Raw genomic sequence first — 16,519 nt, 5'->3', positions numbered from 1 at the left:
CCCCGAGGATCCCCGATCCGGAGCGTCGGGGGGACCAGTCGTCGGAGTGGTGGGGCGGTCGACGACGGTCGAGGGCTGAGGGCGAGGCGCTCCCCGGGGGCGCCCTCGGGCCAGGCGATGACGCCGGTGACCTCGTCGTCCTCGACGACGGAGTGGGCGATCAGCAGGTTGCCGCGGAGGGGAGGGGGCGACGCGCCCGTATCGCCCGGCGCACGCGTCGGTCGCGTGACTCCGGGCATCCGTTGTGAGACAGTGCCATCTACAAAGTTAGGCATGCCGAACAATGACGAGAGATGAAGCGAAGAGGTGGCGCCGTGAGGCGAGGAGCACGAGGCGGGACAGGAGCGGTCGCTGTGGTGGCGACGCTGATGCTGCTGCTGGCAGGGTGCGGCCCGAGCGGGGCCGGGAGCACGGCGGGAGAGGGGCGTCCGATGGTGCTGACCACCTTCACCGTCCTGCAGGACATCGCGCAGAACGTGGCCGGAGACCATCTCCGCGTCGAGTCGATCACCAAGCCCGGTGCCGAGATCCACGGCTACGAGCCCACCCCCGGTGACGTCGCCAAGGCCTCCGAGGCGGACCTGATCCTCGACAACGGCCTGCACCTCGAAGCCTGGTTCGCCCAGTTCGTCGAGACGGCCGATGTCCCCCATGCGGTGGTCTCCGACGGGGTCGAGGTGCTCGACATCGCCGGGAGCCCGGGCACGCCGAATCCTCACGCCTGGATGAGCCCCGAGGCGGCGCAGGTCTATGTCGAGAACATGGTCACGGCCTTCAGCGCGCTCGACCCCGAGCACTCCGAGGACTACGAGCGGAACGGCGAGGCCTACTCCCGGCAGCTCCAGCAGATCCACGACGAGCTCGTCGAGACCGTCGGCTCCCTCCCTCAGAACGAACGCGCGCTCGTGACCTGCGAGGGCGCCTTCTCCTATCTCGCCCGCGACGTGGGTCTCGAGGAGCACTACATCTGGCCCGTCAACGCCGAGCAGCAGGCCACGCCGCAGCAGATCGCCGCGATCATCGAGACCGTCCGCGACCAGGGCGTCCCCGCCGTGTTCTGCGAGTCGACCGTCTCCGACGCCCCCATGCAGCAGGTCGTCGAGGCGACCGGCGCCCGCTTCGGCGGCACCCTCTACGTCGACTCGCTCTCAGAGGAGGGCGGCCCCGTCCCCACCTATCTCGACCTGCTCCGGCACGATGCCGACGTCATCGTCGAGGGCCTGACCGGGACGGAGGCCGCCGCATGAGCATCCATGCGGACGACCTCACGGTCCGGTACGGCGAGGTCACCGCCCTGGATGGCCTGAGCGTGCACGTCGCGGCCGGGGAGGTGACCGGCCTGGTCGGTATGAACGGCGCCGGGAAGTCCACCCTGTTCAGCGCGATCATGGGCACCGTCCCGATCGCCTCCGGCCGGATCCTCCTCGGCGACGAGGCGCCCGTCCGGGCCCGCCGCCGCGGAGCGATCGGGTACGTCCCGCAGGGCGAGGCGATCGACGCGGCCTTCCCCGTCAGCGTGGCCGATGTGGTGATGATGGGCCGCTACGGCCACCAGGGCCTGACCCGTCGGCCCCGCCCCGCGGACCGTCGCGCGGTCGCCGAGGCGCTCGAACGGGTCGAGCTGACGGACCTCGCCCGTCGGCCGATCGGACGGCTCTCCGGCGGGCAGCGACGCCGCGCCTTCGTGGCCCGAGGCCTGGCCCAGGGCGCCCGCACCCTCCTCCTCGACGAGCCCTTCGCCGGGGTCGACAAGCGCAGCGAGGCCCTGCTCGTCGGCGTGCTGCGCGAGCTCGCGGCCGACGGCTGCACCGTGCTCGTCTCCACCCACGACCTCCACGCGCTGCCCGAGCTCGCCCACTCCGCCGTGCTGCTGCGGCGCCGGCTCCTGTTCCACGGCCCGGTCGTCGAAGCCCTGGAGCCGGCGATGCTCGCCCGCGCCTTCGGCCTGGACCCGATGGCTCGGGAGGCGGCCGCGCGATGAGCCCGCTCGACCTGGTCGCCGAGCCGCTGCAGTACGACTTCATGCTGCGCGCGCTCGCCGCCACCTCCCTCGCCGCGGTGGTCTGCGCTCTCCTGTCCTGCTGGCTGGTGCTCATCGGCTGGTCGCTGATGGGGGACGCGGTCTCGCATGCCGTCCTGCCCGGCGTGGTCCTCTCCTACGCGCTGGGCCTGCCCTTCGCGCTCGGGGCGATCGTGTTCGGGATCCTCGCGGTGGTGCTGATCGGCGCGGTCCGCGCGTCGCGCCGGGTGGCGGAGGACGCCGCGATCGGGATCGTGTTCACGACCCTGTTCGCGCTGGGGCTCGTGCTGGTCTCCATCACCCCGAGCCACACCGACCTCGGACACATCCTCTTCGGCAGCGTGCTCGGCGTCTCGAAGGCGGACCTCGTGCAGATCGCGGTGCTCGCCGGGATCGTGCTGGTGCTGCTGCTCATGCGGAGGCGCGACCTCACCCTCTATGCCTTCGATCCCACGCACGCCCGGGCGATCGGCCTGTCCCCGCGCCGGCTCGGCGCCCTCCTGCTGGGGCTGCTCGCCCTCACCGCGGTGGTCGCGCTGCAGGTGGTGGGGGTGATCCTGGTGGTCGCGATGCTGGTCATCCCCGGCGCGACGGCACGCCTGCTCACCGATCGCTTCTCCCGCATGCTGCTGATCGCCCCGTCCCTGTCGGTCGCGGCGTCAGCGCTCGGGATCCTGCTCAGCTACTGGCTCGACGCCGCCTCCGGCGGGCTGATCGTGCTCGTGCAGGGGGTGCTGTACGCGCTGGTCCACCTGTTCGCGCCCCGCTACGGGCTGCTGGCCCGGCGCCGGGAACGGCGCGGCGACGGACGGGCTCAGCCCGCGGGGAAGGGCGCGGCCGATGCCCAGATCGACTCGGTCGCCGAGCGTCCCAGCGGCACCGCGGCGTCCGAGCCGAGGATCGACACCTCGAGGGCGTCGGAGAACTCCGGCCCCTCGCGGATCTCGAGCTCCGCCCCGACCACGATGCCCTGAGCGGCGCAGAAGGTGAGCAGGCGCGGGTCCGCGTCGGATATCCGCTCCACGCGGGCCCGCGTCCCCGCCGGCAGGGCGGAGAGGAGCTGCGCATCGGGCCGGTCGACGGACCCGTCGGCCGCAGGGATCGGATCGCCGTGCGGATCGCGCGAAGGCCGGCCGAGATGGGCGTCGAGCCGCTCGACGAGCAGGTCGGAGACCGCGTGCTCGAGCTGCTCGGCCTCGTCGTGGACCTCCTCCCAGCCGTAGCCGAGGTCGCGCACGAGGAACGTCTCGATCAGACGGTGCCGACGCACCATGGCCAGCGCATGTCCGCGCCCCGGCTCGGTCAGCGCGATCGCACCGTAGCGGGTGTGCTCGACCAGGCCCTGCTCGCCGAGCTTCCGCAGCGCGTCGGACACGCTGGAGAGACGCACTCCCACCCGCTCCGCGATCGCCGAGACCGTCACCGGCTCCTGGGACCACTCACCGAGGCTCCAGATGGCCTTGAGATAGTTCTGGGCGCTGGTCGACAGCTCGGAGACAGACATGAGGCCAAGGTAGCCAACTCCGCGGCAGCAGTGGAGCGACCGGCCCGACGCTCGGGGGGATCAGCGGATCGGCCCGGGTGCGATGCCGCTGCTGTCGGAGCCGACCGCCGAGATCGCTGATCTGCGCGTTCATCGACGTCCACCCTCAGATGCCCCGCGAGCCCGATGCGCGGTCCCCGTTCAGGCCAGGTCGGACAGCTTCTCGAAGCGCTCGAGCCGCTCGCGGTAGTAGTCGGCGTGCGCGGCGACGGGCTCGACGCGGCGCAGCACGGGGATCTCCACGGACGGCGCGTCGGGCGCGACCTGCTCGAGGGCGAGGACGGCGGAGCCGCGCATCGTCGACCGGGACACGGCGACATGGTCGATCGGGGCGCCGAGGGCGTCGGCCAGCAGGTGCAGCCAGCCGGGGATCGCCTCGGTCATGCCGCCGGACAGGACGATGCGCTCGGGCTCGCCGCTCATCTCGCGCATCTGATCGGCGATGCGCAGGTACGACAGGGCCACGCCCTCCATCGCGCCGCGGAGCATGTCCTCGGCGGTGGTGGACGCGGACACGTTCGCGAACATCGCGCGGGCGCCGTCGCGCCACTTCGTGCCGCGCTCCCCGGAGAGGAACGGGATCACGATCGGCGTGCCCTCCGACGGGGGCGCCGAGAACAGGGAGGCGGTGTCCGTGAGGGAGATGTCCTCGGGGATCGCCAGCTGGAAGCGGGCCCAGTCGAGCACGCGGCCGCAGTCGCTCATCGCGGAGCCGACGAGCGTGCGGGCCGCATCCACCCGGTACGCCCACAGGCCGCTGGGCAGGGTGCCGTCGTGCGTGGGGATCAGCTGGCGGATCGCCCCCGAGGTCGCCGTGGAGATGCCCCAGGTGGCGCCGCCGAGCGCGCCGATGCCGAGGTTCGCGGAGAGGCCGTCGCCGATCACCGGGACCCACACGGCATCGCTCAGCTGCGGGAACTCCGCGGCGAGCGGGGTCCCGCCGACGGGGACGCCCTGCGACGGATCCAGCGGACGGCCCATCGCCGACTCCGCGACGCCGACGGCCTCGAGCAGCTCGGGCACGTACTCGCCGGTGCGCCGGTCGATCATGCCGGACCAGGCGGCCGACGCCGTGCCGAGGGCGGGCGTGCCCAGCAGCTTGAACGCCGCGTACTCGCCCAGCGCCATGAACCGCTCGGTGCGGGCGAAGACGTCGGGGTGCGCCTCGCGCAGCCAGGCCAGGCGCGGCGCGGTGTAGGAGGAGTGCAGGCGGGCGCCGGTGCGCTCATGCAGGGCATCGACGTCGAGGGACTCGCGCAGCGCGGCGACCTGGGTGCGGCAGCGGGTGTCGGCATAGGTGATGCAGGGGGTGATCGCGTTCCCGCTCGCGTCGACGGCGACGAGGGACGAGGCGAAGGTGTCGAAGCCGATCCCCAGGACGGGGCCGGCGAGGCGCTCGTCGAGCACCGCGCCGATCGCCGTGCGCAGCTCGTCGACGATCTGGTCGGCATCGATCGTGGAGGTGCCGTCGGCCTCGGAGGTGAAGGTGTGCGCGACCTTGTGGTGGCGCTGACCGACCTCGCGTCCGCTCGCGTCGTACACCGCCGCGCGCGTGCCGCCGGAGCCGATGTCCAGACCGATGACGAAGGGGGCCTGCGCATCGTCGGTGGGGATGCTGAAACGGGGGGTCACGAGGGTCTCCTGCGGGTCGGCGGCGCGTCGTCGGGCACCCGCGCCGGGGGAGCGGTCACGGCCCAGGATAGGGAGCGCCCGCCCGCCGCAGGAGGATGACGCCGCCGGTTGCCACCGAGAGCTGTCCGGTTGCCATGATCCGGGCGGTGGTGGGAGGGCCGGCGCGCGAGGTTGCCGCCGGTGGGGCTCCGGTTGCCGTCGTCGCGTCCCTCGCCGGGGTTCTGGCCGGGATGTCGCGCCCCTCGCCGGGACACTGGCCGGGATGTCGCGCCCCTCGCCGGGACACTGGCCGGGATGTCGCGCCCCTCGCCGGGGGTGCTGAACGTGAAGGGGACGTGAGCGGCATCTGCCCTGCTATATGCAGGGCAGATGCCGCTCAGATCCCGTTCGTGGACGCACCTCCGATCGGCCGGAGGACGAACCGGCGAATTGTCCTGATCTCAGGCCTGCTCGGTCTGGCTCCGGCGCTGTGCGACCAGGAGGAGCTACTCGAGCACCGTCTGGCCCAGGTACTCGCCCTCGGCGCAGCCCGGCGGGATCGCGAAGACCGCGGAGCCGATGGGCGTGGTCCACTGGTTCAGCAGGTCGAGGTCGGAGAGACGCTGCTGGATGGGCACGAACTGGCCCAGCACGTCGGCCTGGAAGGACACGAAGATCTGCCCCGAGTCGGACAGCTCCTCGGATCCGATCTCCGGTGCCAGCTCGTAGTTGTAGGGCCGGCGGAAGATCGTCTCCCCGCCGCCCGACTCGCTGCCCGACCCGCTGCCGGCCTCGTCCACACCCCGTGCCCGACGCATGTGCGAGAACTCGGCGATGACCGCGAAGCCGTTCTCCGAGACCGCCTCGAAGTCCGGGTCGGAGCCTTCGGTGCCGCCGGTCAGCGGGGCGCCGTCGGCGAGCCGCGTGCCCGTGGACTCCTCGCGTGCGGTGCGGTCCACGCGGTCCCATTCGTCGAGGTCCATGCGGATCCGGCGGATCACCATCGAGGTGCCGCCGGCGAAGTCGCCCTCGGTGATCCACACGGTGCGGGCGAAGGAGTCCGCGTCGCCGGCGTCAGCTCCGTCGGCCTCCCCGCCGTCCGCGCCGGTGGGGAGCGGGTTCGCGGTGCCGTCGAGCTGGCCGAAGAGGTTGCGCAGGGTGGTGCCGGGGCGCTGGGTGCCCCAGGCGCGGCGGAAGCCCTGCTGCACCCAGCGCACGGTCGTGAAGGAGCGGGCGTCCTTCAGGAGCATGCGGGCGGCGTGCGCGAGGGTCAGCGGATCGTCGGCGCAGACCTGGAGCAGGAGGTCGCCGTCGATGAAGGCGTCCTCGAGCTCGTCGATCTCGAAGGCGGGCAGCGGGGCGAGCCATGCCGGGACCTCCCGCTCCGCGCGCTGGAGGAGGCCCGGCCCGAAGCCGACGGTGACCGTGAGGCTCGCAGGATCCTCCGCCATCTCCTCCTCGGTGTCGGCGAGGGCCGCGCGCCCCTGGGTGAGGCGGGCGGCGTCGTCGGTGAGCAGGCGCAGCATCCGGATGATGCCTTCGCGGTCGACGTCTTCGCGCAGGTCCAGTGCGATGAACGACGCGAAGCCCTGCGCGGGCGTCGCGATGCCGGCCTGATGCTCGCCGTGGAAGGGGACGGTCGCCCCGCCGTGGAGGAGCGCCGCGGACGCGTCGGACGCGCCGGACGCGTCGGAGGCCGAGGACCCGCCCCCCGATCCCAGGGCGCGGTCCAACCCGATCGCGGCGGCGCCGACGCCCACGGCGCCCGCCCCGGCCGTCCCCGCCAGCAGCAGCTGACGGCGACCGGGCCGGCGCCGGGCTCGAGCATCGGCGCGATCGACGGGCGCCGACCCACCGGCGGGTGCTGACCGCCCGCCCGAAGAGTTCCGGCCGCCGGGCGTCTCGCGGGGGCTCATGCCTCACCGCCGTCGGAGGCCGCATGGTCGCCGTGGCCGGCGTCCCCATCGTCCTCGGCGTCCTCGTGATCCATGTCGTCCATGTCGCCGTGGTCCATGTCGTCGCCGTAGTTCTCGTCGGCGCCGGTGAAGTCCTTGATCGTGGCGGACATCGGCACCTCGGCGCCGTCGGCGAAGACGAGGGTCAGCTCGAGGACGTCGCCGGCGAGGAGCGGCTCGGCGAGGTCCATCAGCATGATGTGGTTCCCGCCGGGTTCGAGGACGAGGGTGCCGCCCGCGGGGATCGCGAAGCCGCCCTCCTTCTCCTGCATGCTCATGCCGCCGGAGCCGTCGGCGGAGGTCTCGTGCAGCTGCACCATGTCGGAGACGTCGCTGGTGACGGACACGAGGGTGACGTCGGAGGAGGTGGTGTTGGTGAGGGTGCCGAAGGCGGCGGTCATGCCGGACTCGGCGGCCTTCGCCCAGGGGTCGGTGATGGTGATGCCGGCCCCGTCGGCGGCGTCGGCATCGGTCGTGCCGCCCGAGGTCCCGCCGTCCGAGGCGGCGCCGCCGTCGGCATCGGCATCGTCGGCGGTGTCGGAGGAGCAGGCGGTCAGGGCGAGGCCGGCGACAGGGGCGAGGAGGAGGCCGGCCAGGGCGGCGCGGCGGGAGACGAAGGGGCTGCGGGCAGGGGAGATGCGGGGAGCGCGGGCAGTGCGGTGCACAGGGGAGTCCTCTCGGGGAGGCTCGACGCGGAGCGCGCAGGGGCGCGCGGGCGCTGGGGCCCGGTGACGGCGGGACCGGACGGGACGGCGCGGCTCCGCGGCATGCCGCCGCGCGGGGGCGGGGTCGCTGGGAGGGGCGTCGCATCCGGTCGGGCCGGGCGTCGAGCAGGGGGGTGATCGGTCCGGGAGCGGCCGCGGACAGCGCACGTCGGCCCGTCGTCACGCAGCGCGCGGGAGAGACGGGACGACCAGCAGTGCTGGTCAGGCGGCCAGGACGACCGGAGGTCCCCGCCTCAGCTGCGGAGAGAGGACCGCGCGACGGACGCGCCGCACGCGCGCGGTCGAGGGGCCGACGCGTCGGGGCGCCGGCAGCACGAACGTCGGGACGACGACGCGCACGGGCCGCAGGAACGCGAGCAGCGTCCGCGCCAGGCCGAAGCAGCGGAAGAGCATCGTCTCGCCGCGCTGCAGCAGCACGATCGTCACGACCGCGGCCGCGAGGTGGCCGATGATCATCGGCCATCCGCCGACGCCGCCGAGCGCATGCTCGAGCATCGAGTGGGTCGTGTGGACGGACGCGTCCGACGATCCCGTCGCCCCGCCCGTCGGCGTATGCGCGGCATGGCTCGCGGCCGACGAACCGGCCGATGAGCCGGCCGACGACGCAGCCGACGACGCGGCCGTGCCGCCCATCAGGTGCGCATGGTGGTCGAGGCTCTTGCCGGGAGGCGCCTGCAGCACCACCGCGGAGTCCGTGACGGTGCCGGCCATGAACAGGCCGTGGAAGAGCACCTGGCTGGTCAGCACCGCGGCCGACATCCTCGCCGGGGAGAACCGGGAGCCCGCGAGCACGGTGCAGGCCGCGACGGACAGCCACCAGGGCACGAGGACCCCGAGCCAGCCGGGCATGTCGCCGCCGCCGATCACGTGGCCGCTGAGCGCGACCGCCGTGGCGATCGTCGCGGCGGCGCCGCCGCGCAGCAGGCGCAGCGGGGATCGGCTCGAGGACATGGCCACCATTGTGCCGTGCGGACGCCGTGCCGTGCAGGCCGCCCTGGGTGACCCTGCCCTGCCCTGCCCTGCCCTGCCCTGCCCTGCCGTGCGGACTACCCTGCCGTGGCATGGACCTGCTCTTCACCGCCGAGGCGATCGCGTGGCGCGGCCCGGCGCCGTACGTGTTCGTGCCCGTGCCCGCCCCGGAGGCCGGCGCGATCGCCGCGGTCGCGCGCGAGGTCACCTACGGCTGGGGCTGCATCCCGGTGTCGGCCCGTGTCGGCGGCACCGAGTTCACGACCTCGCTGTTCCCCCGGGACGGCGGCTATCTCGTGCCGATCAAGGTCGTCGTGCAGCGCGCCGAGGGCGTTGGCCCGGGCGACGCCGTCACCGTCGACCTGCACATCAGCGGGGTGTGAGCGGGCTCCGCGGTTCCGGGTTCCCGCTCTCTCCTCACGCCGTCCGACGGCGCAGCGACAGCGAGCCGATCACGAGGAACGCGACGGTGAAGCCGCAGATCACAGCGATGTGAGCGCCGGCGGCGGAGAGATCGGCGTCGGGGGCGGCGAGCTCGGCGAGGGCCTCGAAGGAGTGCGTCATCGGGAGGATCCGCGAGAGCTGCTCGAGGCCCGTCGGGAGATCCTCCGTGGGGACGAAGAGGCCCGCCAGCAGGATCTGCGGGAACACGAACACCGGCATGAACTGGACGACCTGGAACTCGGTCGCGGCGAAGGCGCTGGTGAACAGGCCGAGCGAGGTGCCCAGCACGCCGTTCAGCGCGGCCGCGAGGAGCAGCAGGGTCGGATGCTCGCCGATGTCGACCCCGCACACCCACACCGCGACGCCGACGCACACGAGCGACTGCACCACCGCGAGCAGACCGAAGGCGAGCGCGTAGCCGATGATCAGGTCGCCCTTCCCGACGGGCATGCTCAGCAGCCGCTCGAGGGTCCCCGAGCGGCGCTCCCGCAGGGTCGCGATCGAGGTCACCAGGAACATCGTGATGAACGGGAACATCGCGATGAGCGACGGGGCGATCCCGTCGAACACCGGGGTGTCGGAGAAGATCCAGGCGACGAGCATCAGCAGCAGCGAGGGGACGACGAGCAGGAGCGCGAGGGTCCGACGGTCGTGCCGGATCTGCCGCAGCACCCGTTCGGCGGTCGCGAGCGTCGCGCGCGGGGTCACGGCCGAGCCCCCGGCCCGTCCGCGGACTGCGCCGAGCCGTCGGCGCCGGCCGCGCTGGCCGCGCTGGCCGCCCCGCTCGTCGCGAGCGCGATGAACGCGCCCTCGATATCGGCCGCGCCCGTGCGCGTGACCAGGGCCGACGGGGCGCCCTGCGCGATCGTGCGGCCCTCCCGCAGCAGCACCAGGTCGGTGCAGTGCGCGGCCTCGTCCATGACATGGCTCGAGACCAGCAGCGTCGTCCCGTCGGCCGCGAGGCGCGCGAACATCGCCCACAGCGATGCCCGCAGCAGCGGGTCGAGGCCGACGGTCGGCTCGTCGAGCACCAGCAGCTCCGGCTCGCCCAGCAGCGCCACCGCGAGCGACACGCGGGAGCGCTGGCCGCCGGAGAGGGCGTCGACGCGCCGGCCGGCATAGGGGGCGAGCTCGGTCGCCGCGAGCGTCGGCGCCACGCGGTCCGGCCGGCGCAGCAGGCGCGCGAAGTACGTCAGGTTCTCGCCGACGGTGAGGTCGTCGTAGACGCTCGCCGCCTGCGTCACGTAGCCGACGTGCGAGCGCAGCCCCGCGGAGCCGGCGCGCTCGCCGAGAACCTCGATCGTGCCGCCGGTGATCCGCTGCGAGCCGACGATCGCCCGGATCAGCGTCGTCTTCCCGCTGCCGGAGGGGCCCAGGAGCCCGCAGATCGTGCCGCACGCGACCTCCAGGTCGACGTCGTGCAGCACGTCGCGGCGTCCGCGGCGCACGGTCAATCCGCGCACCGCGACTGCGAGTCCGGTCGCCCCGGCCCCGGGCGGGCGGTCAGTCACCGCTCGCCTCGCCGAGCTCGTGGCCGAACTCCTCGGCGAAGCCGCGGCGCAGCTCCTCCCAGCCGTGGTCGAGGGCGTCGCGCCCGACGATCCGCTCCTGCTCGATGCCCTGCAGCTGCGCGTCGAGGACGGCGAGGCACACCTGCCAGCCGGCCGCGAAGTACTGGGCGTCCTCCAGGCGCGGGAGCCCGACCTGCAGGTCCAGGCGTCCCTCCTCGATCATCCAGCCGACGGTCGCATCGCCCCAGCGGTGGGTGACGGCGTGCTCGCCGGCGACGGCGAGGACGTCGGCGGCGACGGGCTCGTCGTCGGGGTTCTCGCGCGCGAGGGCGGGGCCGACGGTCGTCAGCGGCCGGTCGGGGACGACGGGGGACCAGCGGGCGAGCTGCTCGGGGTCGGTGAGGGCGCGCCAGAGCTCGTCCTCGCTGCCGGCGATGTCGACCTCCATGATCAGCGTGTCGTCGGCGATCGTCGCCCAGACGGACAGCTCGCGGATGCGCCGGTCGATGTCGACGCCGGTGCCACGGCTGCTGTCGGTGCCACGGCCGCTGTCGGATGCGTCGGTGCTGGTGGACTGGGTGCCGTCGTCGGCCATGGTGGGATCCTCCGTCGCTGGGCTGTCCCTCCATCATGCTCCTGCGACGGGCGGCGCGGGAGGGCCCGATGCGGGATCGGCGCCCTCTCCGGCGTGCTGCGTGCCCCCAGCCCCCAGCCTCTCAGCCCCGCAGGGCGGTGACGCCGGGGACCGTCGCGGCGGTGTCGTCGGCGATCTCGTGCAGGCGGCGGACGATGAAGCGGGTCGCCGGGCTGTCGGCCGCGGAGCGTCGCACCCGCACCTGGACCCGGCGCTCGGGGCACGGGCGCCGCAGCGGGATCGCGGCGACGCCGGGCAGCGGGGTCGCGGCGATGAGCGAGGGCTGCACGCTGATGCAGTCGCCGGTCGCGACGAAGCCGCCGACGGTCGCGAAGTCGGACGGGTTCACCTCGACGCGGGGCGCGAAGCCGGCGGCGCGGCAGGCCGCGAGGATCCGCGCGAACCACCAGGAGTCCAGCGGGTCGTCGGTCGCCCAGGCCAGGTCGGCGAGCTCGTGCAGGGCGATGCCGTCGCGGGCGGCGAGGGGATGGTCGGCGGCGACGAGCACCGAGTAGACCTCCTCGACGAGATCGAGGCCGGTCCACTCGGGGCCGAAGTCGGGGGAGTCGGCGTCGGCGATGATCACGTCGTAGCGCTGCCCCGCCTCCTGCATCGTGCAGTCGCGGTGCATGAGCTCGAGCTGCAGGTCGGGGAACACGCGGCGGACGTCGCTGGCCACCCGCGGCACCCAGGTGGCCGCCACGGAGGTGGCGTAGCCGAGGCCGAGGGTGCCGGTGCGTCCGCTCGCGAGCTCGCGGGCGAGGCGGTCGACGTCGTCGAGGGCCTCGAGGGCGGTGCCGGCCCGCTCGGCGAGGCGATGCCCGGCGGCGGTGACGACGATGCCGCGCCCGCTGCGCTCGACGAGCGCGACCCCGGTGTCCCGGCGGAGGGCGGACAGGTGCTGGCTGACGGCCGAGGGCGTGTACCCCAGGGCCTCGGCGCTCGCGCGGATGCTCCCGGTCTCGGCGACCGAGCGCAGCACGCGCAGCTTCACGGGATCGAGCATGCGTCCCACCCTAGGGCGGCGAGCCCGCAGAATGCGACAGCAGGACTGAACAGTCCATCATGAATGTTCGCTTGTCCTACCGGGTCATGGTCCGCAGGATCGAGGCATGACTCCCGCCGACGGCACCGCGCTCCCCCTCCCCGACCTGCTCATCGGCCTGGTCGCGATCCTCGTGATCGCCGCGGTCCCCGTCGGCCTCGGCGTCCTGGGCACGCTCCTGCTGGGCCGCCTCGCCCCGCCGCCGTCAGGGGCCGACGGCCGCTCGCGCATCGGCGATCCGCCGGTCGGCGGCCCGGCCGACGACGACCCGGCCGCCGCCGCCCGGGCGGCGGGCATGCCGGAGGAGCGGGCCCTCACCCCCGCCGAGGCCTACGCCCGCGGCGCCGGCCGGCTCCTGGCGACGCTGCAGCCGGATGCGCTCGTCCCGATGGTCCGCACCGCCGAGGAGCGGGAGCCGGGCGCACTGCGCCCGGCTCTGCGGCGGCCGACGGAGATTCGTCGGCCGCCTGCGGACGCTCAGCCGCCTGTTCAGCCGCCTGGTCAGCCGTCCGCGCGGCCGAAGCGGGGCGCGGGCAGCGGCGGGGCGACGGCGGCGGGCGTCTGCTCGAGCAGCGCGAAGGCCTCGGCGACGCCGCGGGCGAGCTGAGGATCCTCGCCGGCGACCCAGGCGTTCGGCGGGAGGGGGACCTCGATGTCGGGGTCGACGCCGTAGTTCTCGATCTCCCAGTCCTGGCCCTCGAACCAGCTCGCGTACTTCGGCTGGGTGATGCCGGTGCCGTCGACGAGGTCGTAGCGGCCGTCGATGCCGATCACGCCGCCCCAGGTGCGGGTGCCGATCACCGGGCCGATGCCCATCGACTTCGCGACCGCGTTGACGATGTCGCCGTCGGACCCGGCCTCCTGGTTGGTCACCAGCACGACCGCTCCGCGGGGTGCGAAGGACGGATAGGTGCCGGGCGTCTGGTGGCGCGGGTAGTCCCAGGACAGGACGCGGCGCGCGAGACGGTCGGTGACGAGCTGCGAGGTGTGGCCGCCGCTGTTGTAGCGGACGTCCACGACGATGCCCTCCTTGGTCGAGGCCTCGCGGAGGTCGCGGTGCAGCTGCGCCCAGCCGGAGGAGACCATGTCGGGGATGTGCACGTAGCCGAGGCGGCCGTCGGAGAGCTCGGCGACGAGCGCACGACGGGAGGCCACCCAGTCCTGGTATCGCAGGGCGTCGTCGCTGGCCAGGGGCGTGACGACGACGCGACGCTCGGTGACACGGGGCGAACCGGCGTCGCCGCCGTCGGCCCCCGCATCGCCGTCGTCGGCCCGCTCGAGGACCAGCTCGGTGGGCTTCCCGGCGCGGCCGGCGAGGAGCGGGCCGACGCCCTCGGGCCAGACCTTGCGCCCGCCGATCCGGACGATCACGTCGCCGACCTCCGCGGCGACGCCGGGGGCGAGCAGCGGGGAGCGGGCGTCGGGGTCGGAGGAGTCGCCGGGGAGGATGCGGGCGATGCGCCAGCGGCCGTCGACGAGCTCGAGGTCGGCGCCGAGATAGCCGGGGACCATGGGGGTCGTCGGCTGGAAGGGCTCGCCCATGATGTAGGCGTGGGAGGTGCCGAGCTCGCCGACGACCTCCCACATGAGGTCGTGGAAGTCGTCGTCGGTGACGACGCGGCCGATGACCGGGTCGTACCAGGAGGTCATGGCGTGCCAGTCCTGGCCGTCCATGTCGGCGCGCCAGTACTGCTGCGCCATGATCCGGTAGCTGTCCCACAGCATGCCGCGGCGCTCGAGCACGGGGTCGACGGTCAGGTGCAGCCGGTCGATGTCGATGACCACGCGCGCGGGGTCCTCGTCCTCGGCCTTGCGGGTCGCGGGGATCTGCACCCAGCTCTCGCCCTGCTTCACGACCAGCGTCTCGCCGTCGCCGGAGGCCGCGAGATCGGTGACGCCCTCGGCGAGGACCGTGAGCTTGCGGTCGGCGAGGCTCCACAGCTCGAGCGTCGGCGCCGGCGGCTCGCCCTCGACGCCCGCGCGGGACGAGCCGAGGACGACGGGCTGCGGATGCCGCAGCCACACGAACCCGCCGGTCACGGCCGTGAGGTGCGAGTAGGAGCCCGAGGCGACGGGGAAGGGCACGAGGCGGGACTCGACGGCCTCGAGGTCGACGACGGTCCGCGGGGCCCGCGACGCATCGTCGGCCCCGGCGGGGCTCGTGGCGCTCGCGGCCGGCTCCGCACCGGCGCTCGCGGCGACGGCCCCGGCGTCGGCCGACGAACCGGCCGACGCCGACGCCGACGCCGATGCTGACGCTGACGTCGATGCCGACGTCGCGGGGGTCTTCTCCTCGGCGGCGCCCCAGCCGTCGGGGTGCGGGCCGAAGGGATCCGCGGTGGTGCGCTCGAGCGGGATCAGGTGGGGGCGCTGCGCGTTGACGAAGCCGAGGTCGAAGACCATGTCGTCGTACTGGGTCTCGAAGGTGCGCAGGGACAGCAGCGCGAGGTGCTTCCCGTCGGCGCTGAACGCGGGGGAGGAGTCCTGGAAGCGCCCGGAGGTGAGGGCGCGGCCCGTGGGCTCATGATCCTCGGCGTCGGTGATCATCAGGCGCGAGAGCTGCCAGGAGTCCGGCTGTGTCCACACCAGCCAGCGGCCGTCGGGCGACCAGGCGAGATCGCGGATCTCGCCGCCCGTGGAGCGGCCGACCTCGCGCACCGAGTCGAGCACGGGCGCGGCCGGCTCGTCGGCCGACGATCCCGCGGCGGAGGTGCCTGCGGGGTCGACGAGGCCGCGCAGGGTCACCAGGCGCACCGTGTTGTCGGAGGTGGAGAGCGCGATGCGGGAGCCGTCGGGCGAGGGGATCGCGTGCAGCACGCGGCCGATCTCGCCGAGGTCGTAGCGGATCTCCGGGGCGCCCGCGTCGAGGCGCCGGAGCACGAGGACGTCGGAGCCGACGCCGCCGTCGACCACGTCGTGGCCCGCCTCGACGTCGCTGATGAACATGGCGAAGGGGGAGCGGCCGAGGGGACGGGCCTCGCGCAGGCGCAGCCCGCAGGTGCCGCCGAGGAGGCGCGAGGGACCGCCGCGATGGGTCAGCAGATGGACGCTGCCGCGCAGCTCGACGATGCTCGCACGGGCGTCGTGCACCGGACGCATCGACAGCAGACGGCGCGCGGGCGGCGAGGTCCGCGGGAGCCGGGCGGCGCCGACGCCGGTCGTGCGGACCTCGACCTCGCGGGGCTCCGCATCGAGGGAGTCGAGGGCGAACAGGCGCCCGCGGGAGGTGTAGACGATCGTCGTGCCGTCGGTCGCGGGCTCCCGCAGGTAGCCGTCCTCCGACCGCAGATGCGTATGGACCTGCAGGTCGGAGCCGTCGAGGGCGACGGACCAGAGGTTCGCGGTGGCGCGGTCCGTGCGGGCGGCGCCGGCGCCGGGGGTGTCGGAGGCGAAGATCAGACGGTCCCCGTACCAGGCGATCCGCGTCTTCGAGGCGAGCAGCTCGTCCAGCAGCGGCTCCCAGCGGCGCTCGCCGTGGGCCGACGCCGGGGCGTCCAGCGGCACGTCCTCGCGGGAGATCCAGAGCTTCACGGCGGTGCCGCCCTGGTAGTGCTTCCAGCCGGCCTGGTCGCGGTTGTACGGGGTGCCGACGACGGTCGCGCCCGAGGGATGGAACGCCACCTCGCGGGAGCGGCCCAGCGGCAGCAGCTCGGAGGCGCTCTCGGCGTCGTCCCCGGGGTCGACCGCCCAGATCTGCAGGTCGCGGGACTGGGGCGCCAGGTAGCTCGAGGCGACGAGGACCCGCCCGTCGGGGAGCCAGCCGACGGTCTTCGTCGACGGCTTGCCCCAGACCGTCAGGCGGCGCGGAGCGGTCGAGCCGTCCGCGGCGACGACCCATGCCTCAGGGCTGCCGGAGGCGCGGGAGGTGAAGGCGATCAGCGACCCGTCGGGGGAGAAGCGCGGATGGGCGACGGGGGCTCCCTCGTTCGTCAGCCGCCAGGCGTTCCCGCCGGTCAGCGGCACGATCCAGAGGTCGTTCGCGGCGGTGAGGACGACGCTGCCGCCGTGGACATCGGGGTGGCGGAGGTAGGCGGCATGGGCGGGGAGCGCAGCAGAGGTCAT

14 protein-coding genes and 1 pseudogene are annotated in these 16,519 nt (G+C 73.9%); 5 read left to right on the top strand and 10 right to left on the bottom strand.

All coding sequences use genetic code 11. The annotated features are described in order from the left end of the window. The first annotated feature begins 368 nt into the window (after positions 1–368). Genes ACXET9_RS12580 through ACXET9_RS12570 form a run of 3 tightly spaced genes read left to right on the top strand, consistent with a single transcriptional unit; the run spans position 369 to position 2,994 of the window. The gene (locus tag ACXET9_RS12580; RefSeq protein ID WP_457887089.1) at positions 369–1,247 is read left to right on the top strand and encodes a metal ABC transporter substrate-binding protein; all 879 of its coding nucleotides are present in this window, start codon (positions 369–371) and stop codon (positions 1,245–1,247) included. Next, positions 1,244–1,981 carry a metal ABC transporter ATP-binding protein gene (locus tag ACXET9_RS12575; RefSeq protein WP_457886973.1) on the top strand — a complete coding sequence of 246 codons (738 nt, stop codon included), beginning with the start codon at positions 1,244–1,246 and terminating at the stop codon, positions 1,979–1,981. Before ACXET9_RS12580 ends, ACXET9_RS12575 begins: the two co-directional genes overlap by 4 nt. Next, positions 1,978–2,994, top strand: coding sequence for a metal ABC transporter permease (locus ACXET9_RS12570; protein ID WP_457886972.1), 1,017 nt, complete (start codon positions 1,978–1,980; stop codon positions 2,992–2,994). The genes ACXET9_RS12575 and ACXET9_RS12570 overlap by 4 nt, the downstream gene beginning before the upstream one ends. Here ACXET9_RS12570 and ACXET9_RS12565 read toward each other — a convergent pair. The 5 genes and pseudogenes from ACXET9_RS12565 to ACXET9_RS12545 form a co-directional block, all read right to left on the bottom strand. Beyond that, positions 2,925–3,524: pseudogene (locus ACXET9_RS12565) on the bottom strand (metal-dependent transcriptional regulator); the annotation flags it as partial. The gene ACXET9_RS12570 and the pseudogene ACXET9_RS12565 sit on opposite strands and share 70 nt — an antisense overlap. A gap of 180 nt (positions 3,525–3,704) precedes the next feature. Continuing rightward, entirely contained in the window at positions 3,705–5,195 is a 1,491-nt protein-coding gene (locus ACXET9_RS12560) for a gluconokinase (protein ID WP_457886970.1), read from the bottom strand. 485 nt (positions 5,196–5,680) lie between these two features. Continuing rightward, a complete protein-coding gene (locus tag ACXET9_RS12555) occupies positions 5,681–7,090 on the bottom strand; it encodes a Dyp-type peroxidase (RefSeq protein WP_457886969.1) in 1,410 nt (469 codons plus the stop codon). Further along, positions 7,087–7,794 (bottom strand): copper chaperone PCu(A)C, encoded by a 708-nt coding sequence (locus ACXET9_RS12550; RefSeq protein WP_457886967.1) that lies wholly within the window; start codon positions 7,792–7,794, stop codon positions 7,087–7,089. The genes ACXET9_RS12555 and ACXET9_RS12550 overlap by 4 nt, the downstream gene beginning before the upstream one ends. A gap of 261 nt (positions 7,795–8,055) precedes the next feature. Beyond that, entirely contained in the window at positions 8,056–8,805 is a 750-nt protein-coding gene (locus ACXET9_RS12545; protein WP_457886966.1) for a hypothetical protein, read from the bottom strand. 110 nt (positions 8,806–8,915) lie between these two features. On the opposite strand from ACXET9_RS12545, the gene ACXET9_RS12540 reads away from it, so the two are divergent. Next, the gene (locus ACXET9_RS12540) at positions 8,916–9,206 is read left to right on the top strand and encodes a DUF1905 domain-containing protein (protein WP_457886965.1); all 291 of its coding nucleotides are present in this window, start codon (positions 8,916–8,918) and stop codon (positions 9,204–9,206) included. 34 nt (positions 9,207–9,240) lie between these two features. Here ACXET9_RS12540 and ACXET9_RS12535 read toward each other — a convergent pair whose 3' ends face one another. The 4 genes from ACXET9_RS12535 to ACXET9_RS12520 all read right to left on the bottom strand — a co-directional run bounded on the left by ACXET9_RS12535 (position 9,241) and on the right by ACXET9_RS12520 (position 12,418). Continuing rightward, complete coding sequence (locus ACXET9_RS12535) at positions 9,241–9,975, bottom strand: ABC transporter permease (protein ID WP_457886964.1); 735 nt, start codon at positions 9,973–9,975, stop codon at positions 9,241–9,243. Further along, positions 9,972–10,778, bottom strand: a complete 807-nt coding sequence (locus tag ACXET9_RS12530; protein WP_457886963.1) for an ABC transporter ATP-binding protein — start codon at positions 10,776–10,778, stop codon at positions 9,972–9,974. The genes ACXET9_RS12535 and ACXET9_RS12530 overlap by 4 nt, the downstream gene beginning before the upstream one ends. Then, positions 10,771–11,373, bottom strand: a complete 603-nt coding sequence (locus tag ACXET9_RS12525) for a hypothetical protein (RefSeq protein WP_457886962.1) — start codon at positions 11,371–11,373, stop codon at positions 10,771–10,773. The genes ACXET9_RS12530 and ACXET9_RS12525 overlap by 8 nt, the downstream gene beginning before the upstream one ends. 121 nt (positions 11,374–11,494) lie before the next feature. Further along, entirely contained in the window at positions 11,495–12,418 is a 924-nt protein-coding gene (locus ACXET9_RS12520) for a LysR family transcriptional regulator (RefSeq protein ID WP_457886961.1), read from the bottom strand. A 106-nt stretch (positions 12,419–12,524) separates the two neighbouring features. Between ACXET9_RS12520 and ACXET9_RS12515 the strand changes: the two genes are divergently transcribed. Then, positions 12,525–13,064 (top strand): hypothetical protein, encoded by a 540-nt coding sequence (locus ACXET9_RS12515; RefSeq protein ID WP_457886960.1) that lies wholly within the window; start codon positions 12,525–12,527, stop codon positions 13,062–13,064. On the opposite strand, the gene ACXET9_RS12510 is transcribed toward ACXET9_RS12515, so the two are convergent. Then, positions 12,959–16,519: a S41 family peptidase gene (locus ACXET9_RS12510; RefSeq protein WP_457886959.1), complete on the bottom strand. Its 3,561-nt coding sequence runs from the start codon at positions 16,517–16,519 to the stop codon at positions 12,959–12,961. The two genes, ACXET9_RS12515 and ACXET9_RS12510, sit on opposite strands and share 106 nt — an antisense overlap.

Source organism: Brachybacterium netajii (SeqCode), from assembly GCF_054114245.1.
This window is presented reverse-complemented; position numbering and strand designations above follow the sequence as displayed.